Annotated in this window: 17 protein-coding genes; 13 read left to right on the top strand and 4 right to left on the bottom strand. The window is 47.1% G+C overall.

Annotated features, from left to right (window positions below):
* Window positions 1–12 precede the first annotated feature (12 nt).
* Together MKY96_RS25130 and MKY96_RS25125 are read left to right on the top strand one after the other, a co-directional pair.
* Window positions 13–789 (top strand): hypothetical protein, encoded by a 777-nt coding sequence (locus MKY96_RS25130; RefSeq protein WP_340944239.1) that lies wholly within the window; start codon window positions 13–15, stop codon window positions 787–789.
* A 38-nt stretch (window positions 790–827) separates the two neighbouring features.
* Entirely contained in the window at window positions 828–1,388 is a 561-nt protein-coding gene (locus tag MKY96_RS25125; protein WP_340944775.1) for an RNA polymerase sigma factor, read from the top strand.
* A gap of 360 nt (window positions 1,389–1,748) precedes the next feature.
* Here MKY96_RS25125 and MKY96_RS25120 read toward each other — a convergent pair whose 3' ends face one another.
* The 3 genes from MKY96_RS25120 to MKY96_RS25110 form a co-directional block, all read right to left on the bottom strand.
* Complete coding sequence (locus MKY96_RS25120; RefSeq protein WP_340944238.1) at window positions 1,749–2,627, bottom strand: carbohydrate ABC transporter permease; 879 nt, start codon at window positions 2,625–2,627, stop codon at window positions 1,749–1,751.
* Window positions 2,628–2,681: 54 nt separating this feature from the next.
* Window positions 2,682–3,566, bottom strand: coding sequence for a carbohydrate ABC transporter permease (locus MKY96_RS25115; RefSeq protein WP_340944237.1), 885 nt, complete (start codon window positions 3,564–3,566; stop codon window positions 2,682–2,684).
* Between the two features lie 83 nt (window positions 3,567–3,649).
* Window positions 3,650–4,948: an ABC transporter substrate-binding protein gene (locus MKY96_RS25110; RefSeq protein WP_340944236.1), complete on the bottom strand. Its 1,299-nt coding sequence runs from the start codon at window positions 4,946–4,948 to the stop codon at window positions 3,650–3,652.
* Window positions 4,949–5,492: 544 nt separating this feature from the next.
* On the opposite strand from MKY96_RS25110, the gene MKY96_RS25105 reads away from it, so the two are divergent.
* On the top strand, window positions 5,493–7,451 hold the full coding sequence (locus MKY96_RS25105; RefSeq protein ID WP_340944235.1) for an S-layer homology domain-containing protein: 1,959 nt from the start codon (window positions 5,493–5,495) through the stop codon (window positions 7,449–7,451).
* A 17-nt stretch (window positions 7,452–7,468) separates the two neighbouring features.
* Window positions 7,469–10,018, top strand: coding sequence for a hypothetical protein (locus tag MKY96_RS25100; protein WP_340944232.1), 2,550 nt, complete (start codon window positions 7,469–7,471; stop codon window positions 10,016–10,018).
* A gap of 92 nt (window positions 10,019–10,110) precedes the next feature.
* On the opposite strand, the gene MKY96_RS25095 is transcribed toward MKY96_RS25100, so the two are convergent.
* Window positions 10,111–10,827 carry a GntR family transcriptional regulator gene (locus MKY96_RS25095; RefSeq protein WP_340756997.1) on the bottom strand — a complete coding sequence of 239 codons (717 nt, stop codon included), beginning with the start codon at window positions 10,825–10,827 and terminating at the stop codon, window positions 10,111–10,113.
* Between the two features lie 199 nt (window positions 10,828–11,026).
* On the opposite strand from MKY96_RS25095, the gene MKY96_RS25090 reads away from it, so the two are divergent.
* The 9 genes from MKY96_RS25090 to MKY96_RS25050 all read left to right on the top strand — a co-directional run bounded on the left by MKY96_RS25090 (window position 11,027) and on the right by MKY96_RS25050 (window position 22,748).
* Window positions 11,027–12,007 (top strand): BadF/BadG/BcrA/BcrD ATPase family protein, encoded by a 981-nt coding sequence (locus MKY96_RS25090; protein ID WP_340944229.1) that lies wholly within the window; start codon window positions 11,027–11,029, stop codon window positions 12,005–12,007.
* Window positions 12,004–13,332, top strand: coding sequence for a 6-phospho-beta-glucosidase (locus tag MKY96_RS25085; protein WP_340944228.1), 1,329 nt, complete (start codon window positions 12,004–12,006; stop codon window positions 13,330–13,332). The genes MKY96_RS25090 and MKY96_RS25085 overlap by 4 nt, the downstream gene beginning before the upstream one ends.
* 846 nt (window positions 13,333–14,178) lie before the next feature.
* The gene (locus MKY96_RS25080) at window positions 14,179–14,631 is read left to right on the top strand and encodes a peptidoglycan-binding domain-containing protein (protein ID WP_340944226.1); all 453 of its coding nucleotides are present in this window, start codon (window positions 14,179–14,181) and stop codon (window positions 14,629–14,631) included.
* A gap of 14 nt (window positions 14,632–14,645) precedes the next feature.
* Window positions 14,646–15,278: a hypothetical protein gene (locus tag MKY96_RS25075; RefSeq protein WP_340944225.1), complete on the top strand. Its 633-nt coding sequence runs from the start codon at window positions 14,646–14,648 to the stop codon at window positions 15,276–15,278.
* Window positions 15,279–15,621: 343 nt separating this feature from the next.
* Entirely contained in the window at window positions 15,622–15,954 is a 333-nt protein-coding gene (locus MKY96_RS25070) for a nucleotide pyrophosphohydrolase (protein ID WP_340944223.1), read from the top strand.
* Window positions 15,955–15,969: 15 nt separating this feature from the next.
* Window positions 15,970–17,337 (top strand): DNA/RNA helicase domain-containing protein, encoded by a 1,368-nt coding sequence (locus tag MKY96_RS25065; RefSeq protein WP_340944221.1) that lies wholly within the window; start codon window positions 15,970–15,972, stop codon window positions 17,335–17,337.
* Window positions 17,338–17,842: 505 nt separating this feature from the next.
* Entirely contained in the window at window positions 17,843–19,036 is a 1,194-nt protein-coding gene (locus MKY96_RS25060) for a DNA adenine methylase (RefSeq protein WP_340944219.1), read from the top strand.
* The gene (locus MKY96_RS25055) at window positions 19,033–20,850 is read left to right on the top strand and encodes an McrB family protein (protein ID WP_340944217.1); all 1,818 of its coding nucleotides are present in this window, start codon (window positions 19,033–19,035) and stop codon (window positions 20,848–20,850) included. The genes MKY96_RS25060 and MKY96_RS25055 overlap by 4 nt, the downstream gene beginning before the upstream one ends.
* Window positions 20,844–22,748: a DUF2357 domain-containing protein gene (locus tag MKY96_RS25050; protein ID WP_340944215.1), complete on the top strand. Its 1,905-nt coding sequence runs from the start codon at window positions 20,844–20,846 to the stop codon at window positions 22,746–22,748. The genes MKY96_RS25055 and MKY96_RS25050 overlap by 7 nt, the downstream gene beginning before the upstream one ends.
* Window positions 22,749–22,760: the final 12 nt, after the last annotated feature.

Raw genomic sequence — 22,760 nt, 5'->3', positions numbered from 1 at the left:
GAGGATAATGACATGTCTGTTCCCTCAGTCTCTAAGCCATTCCTGTGGTGGTGCACCGTGTTGACGGTCATTATCCTCTTGTGTGTTATTGTCTACCGGACAGGGGCCGCATGGTATCACAATCACCAGTTACGCAAAGACTTCTCAGCTGCGGTACCAGCCAGTCCCTATCAGCAAGGCACTCCGCTGGAGCAGATGGATCTGGGCGCGTATAGCTCTTATTTTCCCGGCATATCTGGAGAGCCTGAATATTCATTAACACACCGTATAGAAGCGCCTGTGTCTCTGAAGTATTATACTGAGATTCCAACTGACGAAACAGCTGTCGCCTTGGAAATCCCCAAAGGGACGATGATTGAGGCAATTCCGGAGGATACACAGGGGTCTTCATTCTATGAGTTAGGGTACGGGTATACCAGCTATCCTACGTATGGGAAGGGGTGGCGGTATGTCCGGCCGTTCAAGACGGCAGAGGCGGCAAGCCCTGGACTGGGCGAGGAGTATTACTATATTAAAATAGACCGCTTAGAGGCTGTATTGGACGCGGCGATTCGGGCAAATAAGCCTTTTCGCGCGGCGGTACGTCAGCAGCATTGGACCCTGAACCAGGGGACACATACCTTCGCACGGCTTATTGACGAGGCACTATATCAGAATGGAGCCTACCTGTCACCGGATCTGTTCTACAGGATTTTGGACCGCTGGAATCTCATGCTGCTGGGGGCAACGGCGATAGTTACGGTGGTGCTGCTAAGAACGGGGGCAGGGTTCCCGCGGGCTCGTAGATAGCAGTGCCTATAGGGGGATGATATGAGGAGGGGTTACCAATTTCGCTTCGCGTTCTGCATACCCGTGAACCCGATGATGATACAACATTCCTGAAGGATCTATACGATAGCCACTATCCGTTAATGAGGAAGAAAGCTTATACCATCCTTAAGGATCAGGAGGTCATTGAGGATGTCATTCAAGAAGCTTTCATCCGGCTGATTCCCAAGACCGCCTTGTTACGCACCTTGAACGGCTGCAAAGTTACCACTTATGTCGTCAACACCATTAAGCATTATTGTTATGACCATATCCGAAGGCGCACCCGCCGTTCCAGAAAGGTCTATACCGGCTTGAACAACGATGTAGCGGAGCAAATCCCTGATCCCGCAGCCGCTACAGAAGAGAACTACATCCAGGCTGAAGCAGTAGGAGCGCTAGAGAGAGCCATGCTGCAACTGTCGGAACGCGACCGTAGTCTATTGTACTTCAAATACAAGCTGGAGCTGCGCGATCCGCAGATCGGTGAGCTCCTGAACCTCCCGCCCCACCATGTGCGCCAATATATCTCCAGAGCCAGAAGCCGGGTGCTGCGGGTTCTAAGGGAGGAGGGGAGTTAATCACCAGATCCATTAGCGCAAGATAGCCCCTTCGGGCAGCATAGACTTGGAATCTCATGAGCTCATGAATTCCGGTTATATCTGCTGAAGGGGCTATTTGTTGTTATTGTGAATGATTTTACTGCCTATATAGATTGAACTAAAATATTAAAGTTAAAGGAAAAGTGATGGAGGGGAATTTTGGAACTGGAGGAGCGGTAGCGTCCGCCTTTGTCTGCGGATTTCCACCGCGAACAGCGGTATACAGTCAAGAAATCTGCAGACAACAGCGGCCGGAAGTCCAAAACTTCTCTGGAGTCACGGCTACTCCTAAAACATAAAAACCATTAGTTCAATTTATGTAGCCGCTTATGTAGCCGCTTATTTCAGCGCCCCTTCGGTCAAGCCGGCTACGATATAGCGGTGGAAGAAGAGGTAGACGATAATCATCGGGAGCGTAATCATCGCCAGTGCGGAGAACAGCAGCTTATAGTCGGTCATATAGCGGCTGGAGAAGGCCAGCAGACCTACCGGAATCGTCTTCAGGGAGTCGTCCTGGATGTACAGCATGGCCAGTAGCAGCTCATTCCAGGCATTCAGCGCAGAGAAGATCCCCACAGTAGCCATATTCGGAATAAGCAGCGGAAGAATGATTCTGCCGTACATCCGCCAGTCGCCGCAGCCGTCAATCCGGGCAGCCTCCAGCAGCTCCTTCGGGATCGAGTCCAAATACGCCTTAAGCAGGAAGATGGCCAGCGGAAGTCCGGTACCGATATAAGGGAGAATTAACCCCATATAAGAATCCTTCAGATTCAGTTGCTCAAAAATATAGCTCTGCGCAATGAAAAAGGATTGCAGCGGCATGAACAGTCCGAAGACGAACAGCAGCATCAGCAGGCTGCTGCCGCGGAAGCGCAGCTTGCTGAAGGAGAAGGCTGCAAGGCTGGCGAAGAGCAGAATGCCCGCAACGGTGACCGAGGTGACAATTACACTGTTGCTGGCGTAGGTGCTCATATTGCCGACCGTCCAGGCTTTGGACCAGTTCTGCAGATGAATCTGTTCCGGCAGCGCGAACGGAGAGGAGAAAATCTCCCGGTTCTCCCGGAAGGAAGAGAGAATAAGCCAGAGAATCGGGTAGGCATAGAAGCAGGAAATGACGATCATGAACAGATAATACAGGATATGCGGGAGCGGTCTGCGGCGGGCGGCTTCCCCGCTGTTATAGGATTTTTTCTTGATATCCAGGGCCGTGGTCGTCAAGGGATACACCTCACTTTCACATAATGTCACAGTTTACATGTTCCGGGTTCCCCGCTAATACTCCAGTACACCGGCGTCCTTCTTCTTCATTTTGCCGGCTACAAGCCCGATCACCGCGATTACAATCGTCATGATGACGGCCAGCGCGGAGCCGTAGCCGATGCTCATATGGGTAAAGACGACCTTGACCAGATAGGTGGTCACGATCTCGGTTGAATTGTACGGTCCGCCGTTAGTCATGACATAGAACAGATCGAAGGACTGGAAGCCGGTGAGCACACACAGCATGATGCCTGTCTCCACCAGATTGCGGATCATAGGGACTTTGATCTTGAAGAAGATCTGTGCTTCCCCTGCGCCGTCCAGATAGGCCGATTCGTAGACTTCTTTGGAGATGCGCTGGATTCCGGAATAGAAGATGGTCATATAAAAGCCTGCATACACCCAGCCGGAGACGATACAGATGGCATACAGCGCGGTATCGGGGTTGCCCAGCCAGACACGGGTCCAGCTCTCCAGGCCGATCTTCTCCAGCAGGATATTAATGAGGCCAAAATCGGAATTATAGACGAACTTCCACAGGTAGGAGACGACAATCATCGGCAGCATGACGGGTACGAAGAAGGCGAGCCGGAAGAGTCCGCTGCCCTTGCGGCCCATCGTGATTAAGCCTGCGAGTCCGAGTCCGGCAATGACCTCAACCAGGACCGTAGCAACAATATAGATAAGCGTGTGTCCGTAGGAGTTAATGTAGATCTGGTCCTGAAAAGCGCGGATATAATTGTCGAAGCCGGTGAAATGCATCGTGCCGATCCCGTTCCAGTCGTAGAAGCTGAAGACGAAGGTCATCAGCACGGGGACCAGAACAACGAAGCCAAACAGCAGGAGGGCGGGAGAGATGAACAGGTAGGGAGAGAGCTTATTGCTTCGGCCGGACATGGGGCCACCTCCAATTCTTGATGTACAAGGTAGTACATAATTTCCGTTCTCGGGATGAAGCCGCCTTGCGGGCGGCTTCACCGTTATTTTTTCAGAGGGGCGATGGTGGTCTCCAGCTCAGCCAGAGCAGCTTCAGGGGACTCAGCGCCTCCGATAACCTTAGAGGTGGCCATATTAAGCGCGTTGGCGACCTCAATGGAATAGCCGGTATCGGGCGGCGACACAAGCACCGGGGCATTCTCCATCAGATCGTTCAACTCCAGCGAGAGCGGAAGCATGGTCTCCTTGTCGATCCCGTCCTTGGTAATCGGCACAGCCCCGGCGTCTGAGAGCTTCTTCGAGGATTCGGGGGAGCTGTAGAGCTTCATGAATTCAATGGCTTCGTCGATCAGCTTGGAGTTCTTATTGACCACCATTCCGTTCAACACGCCGATTACGCTCTCCTGATTGCCCTTGCCGTCCGGCATGGCCGGTGTATTGAAGTAGCCTAGCTCAAGGTCGGGCGTTTCTTCCACAGCGGTCGCAGCCAGCCAGCTGCCGATCGGATGCATGGCACCGCTGCCGTTCAGGAACAGCATATCCGCTTCACTGTCGCTTGCGGCACTAATGTTCTCATTAATATAGCCCTTATCCCAGAGCTCCTTCACGTAACCATAGGCTTTGACGAAATCAGGGGAATTGAACGGTTGCTTGAGCTGCATGGCCTCACTGTAGGCATCCTCGCCCGCAACCCGTGAGAGGATATGGGCGACCCAGTTGCCTGCTGTCCACAGATCGGAGTTGCCGATGACGAGCGGAGTGATGCCTGCCTGCTTAATGGTCTCGCATACCTTCAGGAAGTCCTCCCAGGTGGCTGGCGGCTGAAGGCCCAGATCACTGAACATCTTTTTATTGTAAAAGATTACGTTCGTCACATCGCCCGCAGTGGGAACCATATACGTCTTGCCGTCGATCACCATCCCATTGAAGGTACCTTCGGCGAACATATCCTTCAGTCCTGAGCTCTCAAGCTGTCCGGTAATATCTGCGGCATAACCATCCGTGACTCGGGTCTGCAGACGCTGTCCGGCCCATTCGAAGTACAGGTCAGGAGCGTTCTTGCCGCTTAGCAGATTGGGCAATCCGATCGTCTGATACGTATCATCGTCCTGGTAGTTGAACTCCACCTTAATCCCCTGATGCTGTGCCTCGAACTCCTTGCCGATTGTCTCCCAGACCTTGATCAAGCCTTCGCCGGGCGAGCCCATAGCAATCCGGAGGGTTTCCTGTTTAGCACCGGACCCGCCGTTATTGGCTGAGCTGTCATTAGAGGCTGCAGAAGAGCAGCCCGTCAAGGCGGTAACCAGCATCGTTGAGACCAGTGCAATATTCCTTTTGTTCATTCGTTCATCGCTCCTTCGATTTGTATGGGCCAATAAGCTGATGCGACTACGCGATTCCCTCTTCTTCCTGCTTTTCCTTTCGCATTCACACTCCCGTATGTAATATTACTTAACTCAATAGAGTGAGGTATTCCCGATTTGGTCTAAGATTTGTGCGAAATAAGTAATTTGTAGTAACAATATAGTTTTCATTATTAAGTATAGCCAAGGACCTGTCAATTGTTTTTTTAGGCAAAAAGACAGAGGAAATTCATTTTTAACCGAAAGTGAAGTAGGATAGAACACTTCCTGCGTAAAATTTTGTAAGCGTAAACAACGTTGATATCACAAGGAAATATACGATGTTATGGGAGGAAGTGGAAAATAGGTGCGGCTGCAGATCACCATTTCATAAATGTGTTGACAATTTGTTATGATTAAAAATAGAATGTGTGTAAATGTTACTACAACAACATTAATAACATGACATGGAGGTGACATTGGTTAGGATGGCTCCGGAGCCGGATTTATCGCGTTAACGATTACACTTTGAGGAGGAATGCATATGAAGTTCAGATGGAAGCAGATGCTCGGAGTATTTGCCGTCGTGTCGTCCGTGGCATTGACAGGTGTGTCCACGGTATCGGCAGAGACCACCGAGAAGATTCCTGCATGGGCCGCTGAGGAAATCGCCTCGTGGAAGGAGATGGGGCTGCTGAAGGGGAATCCGGATGGTCTCGTGCTGCCGAATGAGGGAATCCGCAAAACAGAATTCGCCGCCTTGATTAACCGGATCTTTAATTTCAGTGAGGAGAGCGTCCAGAGCTTCAGCGATGTTCCTAAGACGGCCTGGTACGCCTCTGACATCAGCAAGGCGGTCGCAGCTGGTGCTCTTATCGGTGATGGCGGAGGGAAGATCCAGCCGCTGGAGATCCTGACCCGTGAGCAGGCGGCGCTGATGCTCAGCAGAGTATTCCATGTTGCTGCCTCAGGACAGACATATGCCCCGTTCACGGATGATGCCCTCATTGCCGGCTGGTCCAAGGAAGCGGTCTATGCGATGAAGGAAGCCGGTTATGTAGCGGGCACACCGCAAGGCGCATTCCAGCCGAAGAAGGCATTAACGCGGGCCGAGGCCGTGAAGATGATGAACAATGCCATGGGCCGCCTGGTGGCAGACGGGGGAGAGCATTCAGGCATCTCCGGCAGCAACCTGATCGTTAACACAGCGGGAGGTACGTTATCCGGTCTGAAGCTCTCAGGGAATGTATATATTACACCCGGCGTTGGCGAAGGGAATCTGAGCCTCAATAACGCAGCGGTTGGAGGCGTCGTCTACATCAACGGCGGCGGTGTGAACAGCATTACGCTGACAGACAGTCAAGTGGGCAGCATTGTTATCAGCAAGCCTGCTTCTCCGGTAAGAGTAATCCTCAAGGGGAAGACCACTGCCGGGAAGATAGATGTAACCTCGGGCGCCAGAATTGTTAATGAATCCGGCCAGCCGATAAGTACCATGAACTTGCTTACGCGGGCTTCCGATGCTGTCTCGGTGTCGGGGGATGTTAATGAATTGAACGTGGCTGCACCGGCGGGCTTCACGCTGGAGAGCGGCCAGATTGGCAGCTTCAACGTTTCACTTAAGGCAGGCGGATCGGCGATTAAGTTGAACAAAGGCAGTATTGTTAAGAAAATGATCTTGAACAGTGGCGCAGCCGTAACCGGCGAAGGGACAATCGCCGAAGCGGTGGTCAATGGAGAAGGCGTGTCTTTCGCGGTCAAGCCGGACAAGCTGACGGTCAATGCTGCTAAGGTAACGATAGGCGGGCAAGATTACGACGCATCAGGTCATCTCATCAATCCTGCGGCCGGCAACCCGGGAGGATCGGGTTCAAGCGGCGGCACAGGAAGCCCCATTCCAGCTCCAACCTCAACTCCGAATCCAACCTCAAGCCCGGGTACGGGGAACCCGACACCAACACCGACGCCAAAACCAACGCCGACACCAACGCCGACACCGACACCAACGCCGACACCAACGCCAACGCCAACGCCAACACCGACGCCAACAGCAACAGCAACACCAGAGCCCAAGGCTGCCGAGCTGTATACCTATGCGGAAGCATTAAGCACGTTCAGCTCCACAGGAGCAGAAGGGTTGGCCAAGCAATACCTGACCTTCCTTCAGGACCCTTCCTACAATCCTCCGATCGCTAACAAGGATGTCGTCATGCCGGACCTTGTGAACGCTGTAACCTTTGTTAACTATGAATTTAATATCAAGCCTTCCATATTCGCTTCGATGCGGGGGATTAACACCTCTGTCTTAGATAAGACCCGGACTTATTTATGGATCGGAACAGACAGCGGAGTCACCAAAATTAATCTCGCCACGAATGAAATGACCAGTTATAACGCTCAAGGCAAGCAATTGTACGATGATAAGGTGCTGCTGCTTTTGCCGGATGAAAATACTGGGGTACTGGTGATCACAAGAACCGGCGTATCGCATATCTACCAATAAGGAAAGGGGAGCTTACCATGGACAAGATGAAAAGAACGGGCATGAAGATCACGGGTGGACTGCTTGCCTTAACGTTGTTCGTATTGCCGGCGGCGCCCGTGCTTGCGGAGAAGCTGCCTGGCTCGGCGTACTCTCCGGTTCAGCTGGAGGCTGTGCAGACCAAAGAAATGACCTATTACAAAGCGGGATCGGCTTCTATCCCGGGCACCATTGAATGGGTCACCGATGCTTCAGCACTCAAATTCCTGCCGCTCTCGGTCATTGGCGATGTAACCAGTGTGGTTCTGGACGGGGGAGTCTACTGGATTGGAACGGAGACCGGCTTACAGCGGGTGGACTTCAGCGCAAGCGACACTAAGGATATTGTTCAGTATATGGCCGGACCGAGGTATCTGTATGGCGGAGACGATCATGTGACGGGACTGGCCAGTGACGGGAAGAATGGCATTTGGGTCCGTACGGCGAGCGGTGTCACGCATATTGCAATGCCGGAGAAGACGCTGCATGACAAATCGTTTATCTATGAGGATCTCGTGCAGTCGATCCTGGATCGGCGCGGCATGGTTCATGGCGCAGGCTTTACCTTCACAGAGACGGACAGCAAGCTGGATGCGGTCAATTACAACTCCGCGACTGGCGTATTCACATCCACGCCTACCACCAGCGATAATGACGGTCTATGGACCGCGATGTACGCGATGGGCGAAATCTTCCGCTACAAGGCATTGCAGGAGCAGTACGGAACGAGCCCGGCTTCCGGGGAGCAGGCAGAGATTGCCGCAGCCAGAGCCGCAGCGCTTAGAGCGACCAAGGCCGTACTGCTGCTCGATTATGTCTCCGGCCGCGGCAACGGCTTCCCGGCACGCTCCTATATGCTGACCAGTGAAGCCAGTGCGGCTACAGTGGATAATTCAGTCTACGGCTACCAGTCCCAGAACGGCTTCTGGTTCCAGAACTTCGTCGGGCCGGACATGGTTAACCCGAATGGAATCATTCCAAGCATGCAGCGTGACGACGGAGTAGCGCCGATCGGCTATTCCATGGTCAGGGTAACCAAAGACGCAGAGAACAAAAAAGGCTCCACCCTGTTCCCGAGCGGAGGCACGGATGTGCTGAACTACAATGGACTTGGCCTCAGCCAAGCCGCCATTGACGAGCTGAATCTGACGCGTCCCGAAGGCCAGAAGCTGGGGATTGATATCAAGACCCGGGTTGGAACGTCCGTAACCGGCGCAGTGTATCAGGTGCTGCCAGTCATTACGGCCGCCACGAACAATAATGACGCCAAGGAGGACAAAACAACAGGCCTTCATAATAAGCCGCTGTTCCAGCTGACAGCTCCCGTATATGAGCAGATTCCGTCATTCTTCAATGATCTGTTCCCGGAGAGCGCCATTGTGGACGGCCATATCGACATGAACCAGATTGTGTATAAGGCCGATACATCGGCAGATGAGGTAGATGGCCATTATGCCATGTTCTATACCGCCTATAAATATCTGATCGGGGACAGCACCGATCCTGAGCTGCTTGAGCTGAAAGCCCTCATTGAAGAAACGACTCACCGCATGACCGAGCTGATCCTGAAGGACGACCATTATTACATTGAGGACGCTACCGGCAAATCGACACAGTGGTCCAGATGGTTCGCCAAATACTTTAACGACAGCGTTGGGACCATGGAAAAGCAGGAACAGTGGAAGTCCAAGATCGGCGTTGACGAAAAAGGGGATGATGCGCTGTCCTATGGGTACGAGGACGGCCCGCTCAACGCACTCCAGGTTATGGCTGCGCTGAAATCGGCAAGCTATATTGTCGCAGCGAGCTATCCGGCTGATTCAGCCAAGTATGAGCTGGCGTATGAGCAGGCTTTTGAAGGCAGCTACAGCAAGGAAGAGCCATACATCAACGGCAAGGGCTATATGGCGATGGCGCAGGAATATATTGAGCGCAGGCTCGTCCGCCAGGCGACCAATGCATACAGCGAGAACGATAACCAGCCGGTAACGATGGACAATGCAGGCGCTGGCACCAACACCAATGCTACGCTGCATAATGACTGGACCCAATACATCAATTATTCGGATGAGGAGCTGGGCTGGTTCCCGGTATTCATCCTGGTGACTCTTGAGCAGGATGCAGACAGACATGCGCAGATTGTAGCCGCCTATGACCAGTGGTACTCCAATGAGGTGCGGGAGGAGAATCCCTTCTACACCTTCCTCTACCAGCTAGCGCACCCGGACAAGACCGATGTCGATCTGCAGTCGGCTGTCCGCTTCCTGTACCGCTTCCCGGAATTCCAGATTGAATTCCCGGTGCAATGGGACCGCCAGGATGTCCTCTATATTGAACCGGGTGACCGCGATGATTATAAACAGACCAATTATGCACTGGCCCCGGACGAACGGCGGATCATTAAGCATAACTCGAATCCGTTCGAGAATGACAGCCAGACGACCGGTGCCAATCCGGGGTATAACTACCGTTCGGGCAGCATTGAGGCCGGTTCAGTATTCACACTGCCCTACTGGCTGGGGAGATATTTCGAGATCATTAAAGAGTAATAGGGTTAACTGAACTGGAGGTAACGGAGCCGGAGCGCCCCATGCAGGGGTGCTCCGTATGCTCTCTGCGCAAATGCCCCTCCGGCCCTGCTTCATCCAAACTGTCGCTCAATCGTATAGCTGGGGAAGTCCCCCCGGAATACGCCGAAGCTGTACTCCAGCGGCGAGCCGTCAGCCAGATAAGTAAAAGTTCTCACTTGCAGGCAAGGGGAGCCTTCTTTGACGCCCAGCAGTTTGCTGGCGGTTTTGTCCGCGAGGACCGGCTTCAGCTGCTCCACAGAGCGGTGGGCCTTCAGGTTGTATTCTGACTCCAGGAAGGAGAAGAGCGAGCCGTCCTTATAATCATTGATGAGCCCCGGGGCCAGATCCCAGGCGATATAAGTGGTTTCGTACAGGAGCGGTTCATGATCGGCGTAGCGGAGCCGCAATAACTGGTTTACCGGAGCTTTTATAGGAATATTCAGGAATTCATTGAGCGGGATCTCCGCAGGCGTCACCTTGGCTTCGATGATCTTGCTGGTGGGCTCCTTGCCGCTCATCAGCACATCCTCGGTGAAGCTTCGCTTCTGGTTAAGCTGGAGCTCCTTCCGCTTGACGAAGGTACCCTTGCCCTGGTGCCGCTCCAGAATATCCTGCATCTCAAGCTCGCTAAGCGCGAGGCGGATGGTGGTCCGGCTGGCGGAGAACATCTCGCATAGTTCAGCTTCGGTGGGAAGCTTCTCTCCAACGGCATAGTGTCCGGATTGAATCTGCTTAAGCAGTTGTTCTTTAATATTGAAATATAATGTATTATTTGTTCTCTTTGTCATTACAAGTGTCCTCCGATGGCAATTTGTTATATTATATCACGGAACAAGAGCCGGAGAAACCACTGTGTAACAACTGGGATTTCAAGCTGAAGGAAAGCTGTACGTGCAATATCAGCGTAACAAAGAGAGGACGTTTGTAGGAACAATGTCTGCAATTATGACTATTTAAATAACAATGGACCAATCAGGAGTGGAAGCTATGTATCTAGCAGGTGTAGACGGCGGCGGAAGTAAGACCATCGCTGTTATCGCCGATCATAACGGCAGGATTCTGGGGTCGGCAGTGACCGGCTGCGGTAACCATCAGATCATTGGAGTCCGGGCGGCGGTGCTCAACATTCGCGGAGCGCTGTTCGGTGCACTTGCGAAGGCAGGGGTAGGCATCGGCCAGCTCGATCATGTGCAGTTCGGTCTTGCGGGCGCTGACCGCAGGCCGGATATGGACAAGCTATATCCTGAGATCAGCAGTCAATTGGAGCTGCGGAGCTGGGATATCGTCTGCGATACGTTCGAGGGGCTTCGTGCCGGGAGCCCGGATAACACAGGAGTGGTGCTTGTCTGCGGAAGCAATACGAACGCGGCCGGCCGCAACCGGCTCGGGCAGACAGTGCAGATAGGCGGCTTCGATACTCTGTTCGGCGACCGGGCCGGAGGCTTCTATCTTGCGGCACAGGCGTTCAGCAGAGCGGTGCGCTGCTGGGACGGAAGGGAGCCGTACAGCGAGCTGGTGGAACGGATACCGCAGAGACTGGGTTTTACAAGCTTCGAAGAGATGGTGGACCGTTACCTCGACGATGAGATAACAGCAGCACCGCTGGAGCTATCACTGGTCGTTCATGAAGCGGCAGCGGCGGGGGATTGGCTCTCCCGCCAGCTGCTTACGGATATGGGCAGAGAGCTGGGGATCGCTGCGGCGGCTGTCATCCGCAGGCTGGGCGGCTTCGAAGACGAAGCGGTGCCGGTCGTCCTGACCGGGAGTATCCTGCAATCAGGGAGAAGTCCGCTGCTGCTGGATGCACTGCTTGAGGCAGTGTGGGCGGAGCATCCCCGCTGCACACTGGTCATTCCGGAGCTGCTGCCTGTATTCGGTGCCGTGATGCTGGCGATGGATCGGCTTGGCATCCCTGTAACCAGTGCAATACTAGAGCAATTCAAGAGAGACGGAGGAAATCACAGATGAAGAAGAAGCACTTGAAGCTTGCAGTGATCGGAGGAGGTTCCTCCTATACGCCGGAGCTGGTGGAGGGCCTGATCCGGTATCATGATGAATTTCCGGTTGCGGAGCTGTATCTCGCCGATATTGAGGCAGGGGCGGCTAAGCTGAACATTATTGGCGAACTCGCGCAGCGGATGATCGATGCCAGCGGCAAGCCGATCCGGCTACATACCACACTGGACCGGCGCGAAGCGATCCGCGGTGCGGATTTCGTGGCCACACAGATCCGTGTCGGCATGCTGGATGCACGCTCCAGAGATGAGAGAATCCCGCTGGCCCATCATCTCATCGGCCAGGAGACAACCGGAGCGGGCGGCTTCGCCAAGGCGCTGCGCACCATTCCGGTCATTCTGGACATCTGCCGGGATATCGAGGAGCTGGCTCCGGATGCGTTCATGATTAACTTCACCAATCCGGCCGGTATCATTACGGAAGCAGTCTCCAAGCATTCCCGGGTCAAGTCTGTGGGGCTATGCAATCTGCCGATCAGTACCAAGATGCAAATCGCTGAGCTGTACGGAGTTCCCCAAGCAGAGATGTTCATTGAGATTGTCGGCATCAATCACCTCAACTGGACAACCCGGGTGATGATGCAGGGGGAAGATGTGACGGAGGACTTCCTGAACAAGCTGGCCGGAGCTAAGGGGCCATCTATGGCCAACATCCCCGATCTGGAGTGGGATTCCGAATTCATTCAGTCCGTGGGTGCGCTGCCGTGCCCTTATCACCGTTACTATTATATGAAGGAAGAGATGTACCGGGAGATCTCCGAGTATTACCAGGAGACCGGCAAGACACGCGCCGATGACGTGAAGGAAGTCGAAGCCGAGCTGTTCGAGATCTACAAGCAGCCTGAAGTCAACAGCAAGCCGGCGCAACTGGAGAAGCGCGGCGGCGCCTACTATTCAGAAGCCGCCGTTCAATTGATGAAGTCGATCTATAACGACACCGGCGACATCCAGACCGTCAATGTGCGAAATCAGGGGATCATTCCTGAGCTGCCCGCCGATGTCTCCATTGAGATCAACTGCGTCATCAAATCCGACGGCCCGCACGCACTCGCCCCCACCAAGCCCCTCCCTCCCCAGATCCGGGGCCTGCTCCAGGTCGTGAAGGCGTATGAGGAGCTAACAATCGAGGCTGCCGTCAGAGGAGATTACGCCTCTGCCCTGCAAGCCCTCACCATCCACCCCCTCGTAGGCGACGAGCACCTCGCCAAGGAAGTGCTGGCCGACATTCTGGAGCAGAATGCCGATTATCTGCCGCAGTTTCGGGTGCGGGTGCGATAAGGGATTGGATTATGGATAGCCCCCACCAACAGCGACAACCCGCTGTTGATGGGGGCTGTTGTTATTTATGAGGGAGGATATGGCGTGAACCAACATTGCTGAAATAATAAGTAAGCTGGAGAATTATTTTGAATGATAAAGGAAAAAGAATGCGTCCCCTCGGGTCAATGTCATTAAGATAATTTAAGGATAAGACAGTACTGCGTCGGTTGCGATATGTAAATCTGAACCATCAATAGCCAGTAATCGATACCAGCGATAGTCTTTAACATTCGTGCAGGACTCCGTAAATTTATGAAACAAGCACTCCGCTGTAGAAGGCAGAATTTTATTCCTCGGGTAAACGATCTAAGGAGGCTTCTATAGAAGGAATAAGAGGCTTCTGTTTACCCTCTACCCATCGTATAACAAAGTGCAGTGGGGATGGGTCACCTCCGTAATGAATTCTCCGCGAATATTTTTACATGGTGCTGGTACGGTTACAGCGGTATCCAAGGTTAAGGATTGCAACTTTGGAGCTATATTCATTGCTGAAAATAGATAAATAGTTCGCTGGATGTCAAAAGTTGTCGAACGGCGGGCTTTTAATGCTGTCAGAAGATGTAAACAATCTATTTATCTTTAGTAACCTTTTTCAACTCTAAATGATATAACAACCTGAAGCCTAGATACTCCGCTCATATTCTACTGAAAATGGCACCATAGACCCAATCTATATATACATAAATGGTGTATAATGGAATTGTTGTATATCTGTTGAGAAAGAATATCCATATTCTTTCAAGGGAGGGCGATAAATACGCTGTGAGCTGTATGTAACTGTAAATTTAAAAGGAGGAATATCTAATGAAAAACAAAAAAATACTTTCTATAGGTTCTCTTTTACTTACAGGATCACTTTTAGTTAGTGGAATGGCTGCTGCTGCTGGATTTAATGGTTGGCCTACGCTGAGTCAAGGAGCATCTGGAGGTTATGTTAGGGGGCTGCAAGCCAATCTCTATTCCTTTGGGCAACAATCTTCCGTAGGCTCGATAGATGGAAACTTTGGGGCAGGCACAAGAAACGGATTAATTAATATGCAAAATTCCACAGGATTAACTTCCGATGGTGTAGCGGGTTCAGGCACATGGAATACCATGAACAGTTACTCCATCTTTGAGACGCAATACAATTGGATTGTTCATACACCCTTTAGTACGACATATCAAACATCATATAGCGAATCTGGTAGCTCATTGCAATATCGTCTTATGTATAAGAATACAAGCACCACTGTACAAAGCGGTTACATCTATTAAAGGAGGATGAAATTATGAAAAAGAAAATTATTATTGCTGCCTTAACGAGTGCACTTGTGTTGACTAGTAGCGGCATAGTATATCAGGCGTATGCTTCAGACGTAACCACAACAGTTCCAGTTGAGAATATAGTGCAAGATGCGACTACTCCTGTAGTTGCACCACAAACTGAAATAAAGATAGCTCCCGATCCAAACGCCCAACAAATAGGCGTCGATCTATCGGAAATTCCGAAGGGAGAACTCATTCTTCCTGAGACTATTGTAAGTCCTTCTAGTAAAGCAACAATAAGTAGCTCAATTTCTGCTCCTACATTAAAACAGACAAGCTTAAATGCCAAAAATTTAAATAATGGATTGAGCTTCCAAGCAACATACCAAGCTCAGGATGGATCTGAATACGTAGTCCTTCAAAACCCAATTGACACGGATGCCAATACAACAATTGGACAAATCAAAGATTTTTACCAAGAACCTGTTCAGGATACAGAACTAAACGGTCAACCGGCAGTCTATGTTGACGGGACAGCGAGAAAAGTTGTTCATTTCTTCTTGAAAGATCGCAGTGTAGCTGTATCCACATATACCGGGACGGTTGAAGACGCATTAAATGTTGCTAAACAAATAATTGAGGCATCTTCACTATAAAAATGAAATGAAATCGACTTTTTTCCAAATAAAAGAGCTGCTTACTCCAGTGGAGAAAGCAGCTCTTTTATTTGGAAATTAATCAGCGATGGATATGCCGCACTTAGGAGAGGGAACGTTATCTTACAGAGCACCAGATCAAGGATTAAATGAGGCGCTGATCTCCATTGCTGAATAGCCCAGGAACCTATTGAGGTCATTTATATACCAAAACTATCGTTAAATACATCATATGTAAGGATTCTGATCTAGCAGGAGCCTTTCTCTGCTTAATTTATGCTATCATTATTCCATACAGAGAAATTGTGGAAAATTGAATTTGACCAACTGGGCGGAGGTACACATGGACGAATTAATGCAGAGAATCATTCAATTCCGTGACGACAGGGACTGGAAGCAATTCCATGATCCCAAGGATCTGGCGCTCTCGATCACGCTGGAGTCTAGCGAGCTGCTGGAGCTTTTTCAATGGAAGAACAGTCAGCAGGCTATAGAGCAGCATTACTCCGACATGCAGGACGAAATCGCGGATATTCTCATCTACACGCTAACGCTTGCCCATGATCTGGAGATCGATGTTAAGGATACGATCCTCCAGAAGATAGACAAAAACGCGAAGAAATATCCCATATCCAGCTCCAAGGGAAGCTCACGCAAAAGCACACAGCAGGAATGAATAGGGGAGAGCTCTATGATTATCTATGAATCGACCAAGCAGCAATTTATGGATGATGTGACCGAGGATACGATTGCGGTAAAGATCCATAACCAGTACGTCCAAAAAATCGGCAGGGCCGCCATGGGCGAAATCAACGCATGGAACAATTCCATGAATTATCTATATAAAGTACTGAACACATCTGACATTCCAGATGACGTAGGAATCGCGATTGAATATAGAATTCCAGCGACCCCGAGAAGAGTTGACTTCATGATCACAGGCCTGAACGAACAGGATCAATACTCTGTGGTCATCATTGAGCTTAAGCAGTGGACGGAAGTGGAGACGGTTGAGGATGCAGATGGACTGGTGCAAACCTATTTTAACCGGACCAAGACTAGAACGTCGCATCCATCTTACCAAGCGTGGTCTTATGCCAGGCTGATCAATGATTATAATGAGGCCGTGCAGAACGAAGCTGTGCAGCTCTATCCCTGCGCCTATTTACATAACTACATTCAAACCGACAACGATCCGTTATTACATCCAGTCTATGATCCATACATTGAGGAAGCACCGATTTTCTCCAAGGGAGATGCGCTGAAGCTAAGAGGGTTTATCACCACCTATATTAAAAAGACCGATAGAACCAAATCGCTGTACCTTATCGAGCATGGCAAAATTAAACCCTCCAAATCGTTGCAGGATTCACTCCTCAGTATGCTCCAGGGCAACCAGGAATTCATTATGATTGACGATCAGAAGGTCGTCTATGAGGAAGCTTTAAGATTAGCGAAGCAGGCTCATTCTGGAAAAAAGCAAGTCCTGATTGTCGAAGGCGGCCCGGGGACAGGCAAGTCGGTGCTTGGCATTAACCTTCTGGTAGAACTGACCGCCCGGGAACTCGTCTGCCAATATGTAACCAAGAATAGCGCTCCGCGTTCCGTATACATGAAGAAGCTTCAGCAGAACGTGAAGAAGTCGGTGATTGATAACCTGTTCAAGGGCTCAGGCGTGTATTATGAGGCATTACCCGATGAATTCGATTGCCTGATTGTGGACGAGGCGCACCGCTTAAATGAGAAGTCCGGTCTGTTCAAAAATAAAGGGATCAATCAGACGATGGAGATCATCCGCGCTTCCCGGTTCTCGGTATTCTTCATCGATGAATATCAGAAGATTGCTATGCATGATGTGGGCAGCAAGGAGCAGATTCGACACTATGCGGAGCTGATGGATGCGGAGATCACGGAGTTGACCCTGGCGTCCCAATTCCGGTGCAATGGTTCGGACGGATATTTGGCATGGCTGGATGATGTGCTTGAGATTCGGGAGACGGCGAACGCCGACGGCTTCGACTTCGAGTATGACATCCGGCTCTACGATAAGCGCTGCTGAGTTAAATAGTTGCGAATGGCAGAGTGTTCGGGTACGATATCGGTATGAGACATTGTGATTTCCCCTTCGTGAAAAAGTGTGTTGTGGTGACTACTTTTTAACACAAGGAAAGCACTTTGTCTCTATTATTTTGCATTTTACAGTTTACTGGAGTGAATTTGCTCATTTATGGATTATAGTATTTAAAATCCTCAGCCGGATGAGATTTGGATAAACTAAAACTCATATAAGTCTAGTTTACAGCTTAAGCTATGAATGAGAACTAATGTTTGGTATACTGTTTGATAGAGTAATATTTTCTTTTATTGTATGATGCGAGATGAATTAATTGTATTAATTTTATTTATTGAATTGGGAAAAAAATTCTTGAACAGCTTAATTTCTTACAAGTTTGAGTGTGTTAAAATTAGATGATGGTGACTAAAAATTTATAGTTTATTATCTATATTAAGAGGGAACTGTCCACCATTAAACTGTGTTGTACGAAACAGGAAGGAATTATGAAATGACTTTAATTTATGATGATAACGTACCTCATATAATAAAATATATGGGTTCTAAAAGAAAAATTTTAAACCAAGTAATAGAAGCAATTAATAGCGTCTACAATACTGGAGACTTTATATGTGACCTTTTCGCGGGAACAAGTGTTTTATCTGGGGCACTAAGAAATTCTGCACCAATGATTTCTAACGATATCCAACAGTACTCAAAAGTATTAGCAAAAGCTTATCTTAGTGATTACGATTGGAGTCTATATCCAGATATAGTGCGGAAAATGATAGCACAAGCAGAAGATCACATATCATCATTTCGCTTCCAATTCCCCCAATATAATTTTCAGTATAATTCAGAAATGTCACTAGAGCGTTTTAATATCCTCGAACATGATCAGCAGTCACTAATCAATCAGAATTTTGAAGGTCATCCATATCACCTGTATGCTAAAAATTATTCTGGGACATATTGGTCATATGATCAATGTTTATGGATTGATGCGCTTCGTGCTGTATTAGAGAGTTACAAAGAGCACACAGCCCTTTACTATTCAGGAATGGCAAGTCTAATGTTTGCTATGTCATATACATCTCAAAGTACAGGACATTATGCACAGTATCGAGATGCTAGAAGTGAAGCATCAAAGAATGATATTTTATCATATAGAATGCGTGAGATAGCACCTCTTTTTGAGAGAAAAATGGTTGAATTTCAACAACAATTTGGTAAACAATTATTTAATCATTTGGTATATGCAGAAGACTATAGAGATTGTTTGGAATTAATACCCAATAGGACGACTGTTTATGCTGACCCGCCCTATTGTTTTGTTCATTATTCAAGATTCTATCACGCTATTGAAACTTTAGTAAGATATGATTATCCAGTTATTGAGCATAAAGGAAGATATCGCAATGATCGACATCAATCTCCCTTTTGTATAAAATCACAAGTTGAGGAAGCTTTTCAAGCTATGTTTCAGAGAGTTCGGGAAAGTGAGGGACAACTAGTTCTTAGTTATAGCAATACAGGAATGATTGAATTGCCAGATTTGCTTGAATTAGCCAATGATTCTTTTGGAGTTAAATATAAAATTGAACCCTCATATTTTGAGTATGTTCATAGTACTATGGGAAGAAAAGAAGATAAAAGCCGTGATGTACAGGAAGCAATCATTGTTGTTAGGAGGAGAGAATTATGATAAGAAACCTCCGTGCTTCATTAACGAAATACGGAATTATTGAACTTCTATCAATGCTACAAAATAATCAGGTGGAAAACTATTTGAATGGATCATTCACTCCTGGTCGTGTTATTGATGAGCCACAGTTTAGAGCTCTTCTTGGAATTGGAGCTGATAGACAACTTCCTAGCTATTGGACAGAAATTCGTAACTATCCGAATGAAATGGGTCAATTTTGTCTTGTAGCAGTTATATTTATGCATATTGATACAATTAATCTTTTTAAATCTGCTGGTTCTCAGGAATTTGGATGTGGAATAATTAGAAGTGATATGCTCGACAGGAAAGGATTTACTAATTTAAGAGGTATAATTGAAAAATTTTTAGAATTACGACCTGGGGCTGTTTCATTTGATGCTGTACCATACAATTTTTTAAAGATTCTAGCTTCTGGAGAAGTGGGGCTTTTAGTTAAAAAGCTTATAATAAACACATTGAATAAAATAGGTTGGAACGAACACCCACTAACAAACGAAGAGTTTTACAGATCTTTTTTAGAGCAATGCGAATTTTATGAGTTTAATAAAATATTTAATATTACAACTGAACAGTTTAGAATTTGGGTTGAAGGCCAGGGGATTATTTCAGGCACTGAAGAATGTAATACATCTTTCAGAAGTAACTGGGAAAGTGAAGAAGTCAAATTTGATCCTCATATTGTAGTTTCATTAGCCGCAAAGCCGTTTTTAATTATAACTGGGTCTAGTGGTACAGGAAAGACCTATGGAATTAGAAAATTAGCTGCTGAATTAAATCCTTCAACAAGCCTGGAATTTAATATGACTTTTATTGCTGTAGAAGCCGGTTGGAAAGATGGTCGACATCTTATAGGACACCGAAATCCATTTGGAGTTGACGGGGAAATATATCAGCCAACTCCTCTTGTAAATATGTTATTAAAAGCAAATTTCTCAGCCTTTCGACATATTCCATTCTTTGTCTTATTTGATGAAATGAATTTATCTCATGTTGAGATGTACTTTGCTAAATTTTTAGCTTTAATGGAAACCGCTCGGCATAGAGGACTCCATTCACAGCCATTACTTACAGATGCTGATTTAGATTTATTGTTAAAATACTATAAAAACAGTCATGAATATACCACATATATTCTTGAGGCAAAATCAAATGGTGGCCTTTTTATTCCACCAAATGTCTTTTTTGTCGGTACTGTTAATATTGACGAAACAACATACATGTTCTCGCCTAAAGTATTAGATCGGGCATTCGTCATTGAAAAAAATACATCTTTACCATCTACTTTGAAAAACATGACAACTAATGGATTTGTTAAATCATCTAGATCAACTTTGAATACCTTCCTTCTCGGTGATGAATTTAATGGGTTCCGTCAAAATCTTGATGGGCAAGAAGGTTTTGAAAAAATTAATATGAATGAAGAATCTATTGTTATCCCTACGGCTGTATTTGTCTTTTTGGATTCAGTGTATTCAATTTTGAGGGCTTTTCCATTTGGCTATCGAGTTGTCATTGAGTGTGCAGAGTATGTTCTGAAAGCAAGACAGCTCCATGAGGTAACTAACCAATCAATTCCTTGGCTCGTGGATCAAAATTCTTTATTTGATGAGTTGTTGCTTCAGAAAGTACTTCCTAAAGTTCATGGGAACAGAAAGCAAATAGGTACAACATTAAATGAAATAAAAAACATATGTGTGCAAGATACTCAAGTATTATTTCCTAAGACACTCTCAAAAGTTTTAGTAATGGAACATAATCTATTGACAGTTGGATACTGTGGTTTTGTATGTTGAAGCCAATATCTAAATGGTCGGTCCAACTAGAAGCTGGAACTATAGGTAGAGAAAGCGAATTTATGATTTTTCTAAATGGGTCAATTAGTGAGGGGCAATCATTTTTTATACCCATAATGCCTCATTATGAATTTTTTTCGGCATTAAATGAAACTTTAAGTTTATCTCAACGTGAAGTTCCTTTAATGGCTGTGCAAGATGAAGAGTCAGATTTATTCAGGCCAATTAGGATGAGAGAAGAATGCGAATTTGAGTTTGTTCTTAATGTTCCATTGTCAAAAAAAGAGATTCTTGAAAGACAAAGTGAGCCGGGAAATTCATTATTTCCGTTTAATAACTTACGTTTAAAATCTTTTGTTACATTTAATAACAATAGGATTTGGTCTGAAAAAGATGGTTATACACTTTTATCTGGTAGACTTCAATTTAAAAGTTTTGCTGGAGTTGTAAAGTTTGTTTTTTCAGAAGAAATTTCTGACCAACAAGTGGAAGTTGAAATTGTGACCTATAAGCTTAATTATGAGGAAGATTTTCGTGCTCTACTATCAAATTTGGCTGATTATCATGCAGAGCTAATCCTTCAGCTAGACAATCCTACAGAAGTAGCACTAAACATCAAACAAGCTGAGAATGTATCTAATCAAGTGCTATTGCTGCATTTTCGAAAACTGATGGAAAAGGAAAGAATACCATCAGCATTAGAAAATATTCTTTCTTCACCGCATACAAAGATAATTCATGAAACAAATTGGGATAATCCTTCTCTTGTGGCTAATGTGGACTTATTAGAACTAGAAAATAATTATATGGATTCTTTAATGCATAAAGGGGGAGCATTAAGGGAGGTTTTTCAAGGTTATACTCCTCAGCTACTTCCTGAAGAAACTACGGTGTCAACAATAGATACACAGGAAAACCGTTATGTTAAATTCTGTCTTAATGAGTTACAATTTTTAGTTTATACTTTAAGGCAGAAGATGAGTAAAACTAGGTTTGAATCGAGTTTTCTCTTTTTAGATTCCTGTGAACGAATTCTAGATGAGTATCTTCAGCAACCCTTTTTTGAAGAGATTGGAGCTTTTACTTATCTGACAAATTCCATGGTTATGCAGAAGCGGAATGGGTATAAAGATTTGCTTCAATATATGCAGCAATTCGAGATGGGAATTCAGCTGGAAAGTCATGTTGAAGAGTTGGATGTTGTAAATGGTGATTTAAGGCCTATCCATCAATTGTATGAATATTGGTGTTATTTTCAACTTTTGTATATTTTGGAGGAATTGACAGGCCAGACTTCTAATATTGCAGAATCATTAATTCAGAGTACTGAGCAAGGTTTTTCATTGAACTTAAAACATAGAGTGGAATGTAGAGTTCCATTTACTTATTTAGGGTTGGAAATATTTTTGTACTATAATCGGGATTTCAAGAGGTCCCTTGAGAATGAGTGGGAGGGTTCGTATGATGGTGGTATATACCATCCCGATTTTAGTATTAGAATAAGGCACAAGAATCAGATACATTGGCTCCACTTCGATTCAAAATACAAAATTGATTATTCAAAGTTGAAAAGAATGCTACGAGAAGGGCAAGACAAGGCAGCCTTTAAACAGAACGATATTCATACCGCTCATGCATATAGGGATGCAATTCTTGGGTCTAGAGGGGTATATATTCTTTACCCTGATGAGGTTGTGTTGAATAAAGATTTCATATTCGTTAGGCACCCGGATTCTGATTACCCGTACAATATTCCTTCAATTGGAGCATTTCCGCTCAAACCTGGTGTCAAATATATAGAGCAAATAGCAGAAATTAAACTGTACCTTAAGGATATCTTTGACTTGCTTGCTGAAGAAGAAAATATCTATAACGAAGAAACCGGATTAAATTACTAATCCGGTTTAATA

It is taken from the genome of Paenibacillus sp. FSL R7-0302 (assembly GCF_038006885.1).
Taxonomy (GTDB): Bacteria; Bacillota; Bacilli; order Paenibacillales; family Paenibacillaceae; genus Paenibacillus_AQ.
This window is presented reverse-complemented; position numbering and strand designations above follow the sequence as displayed.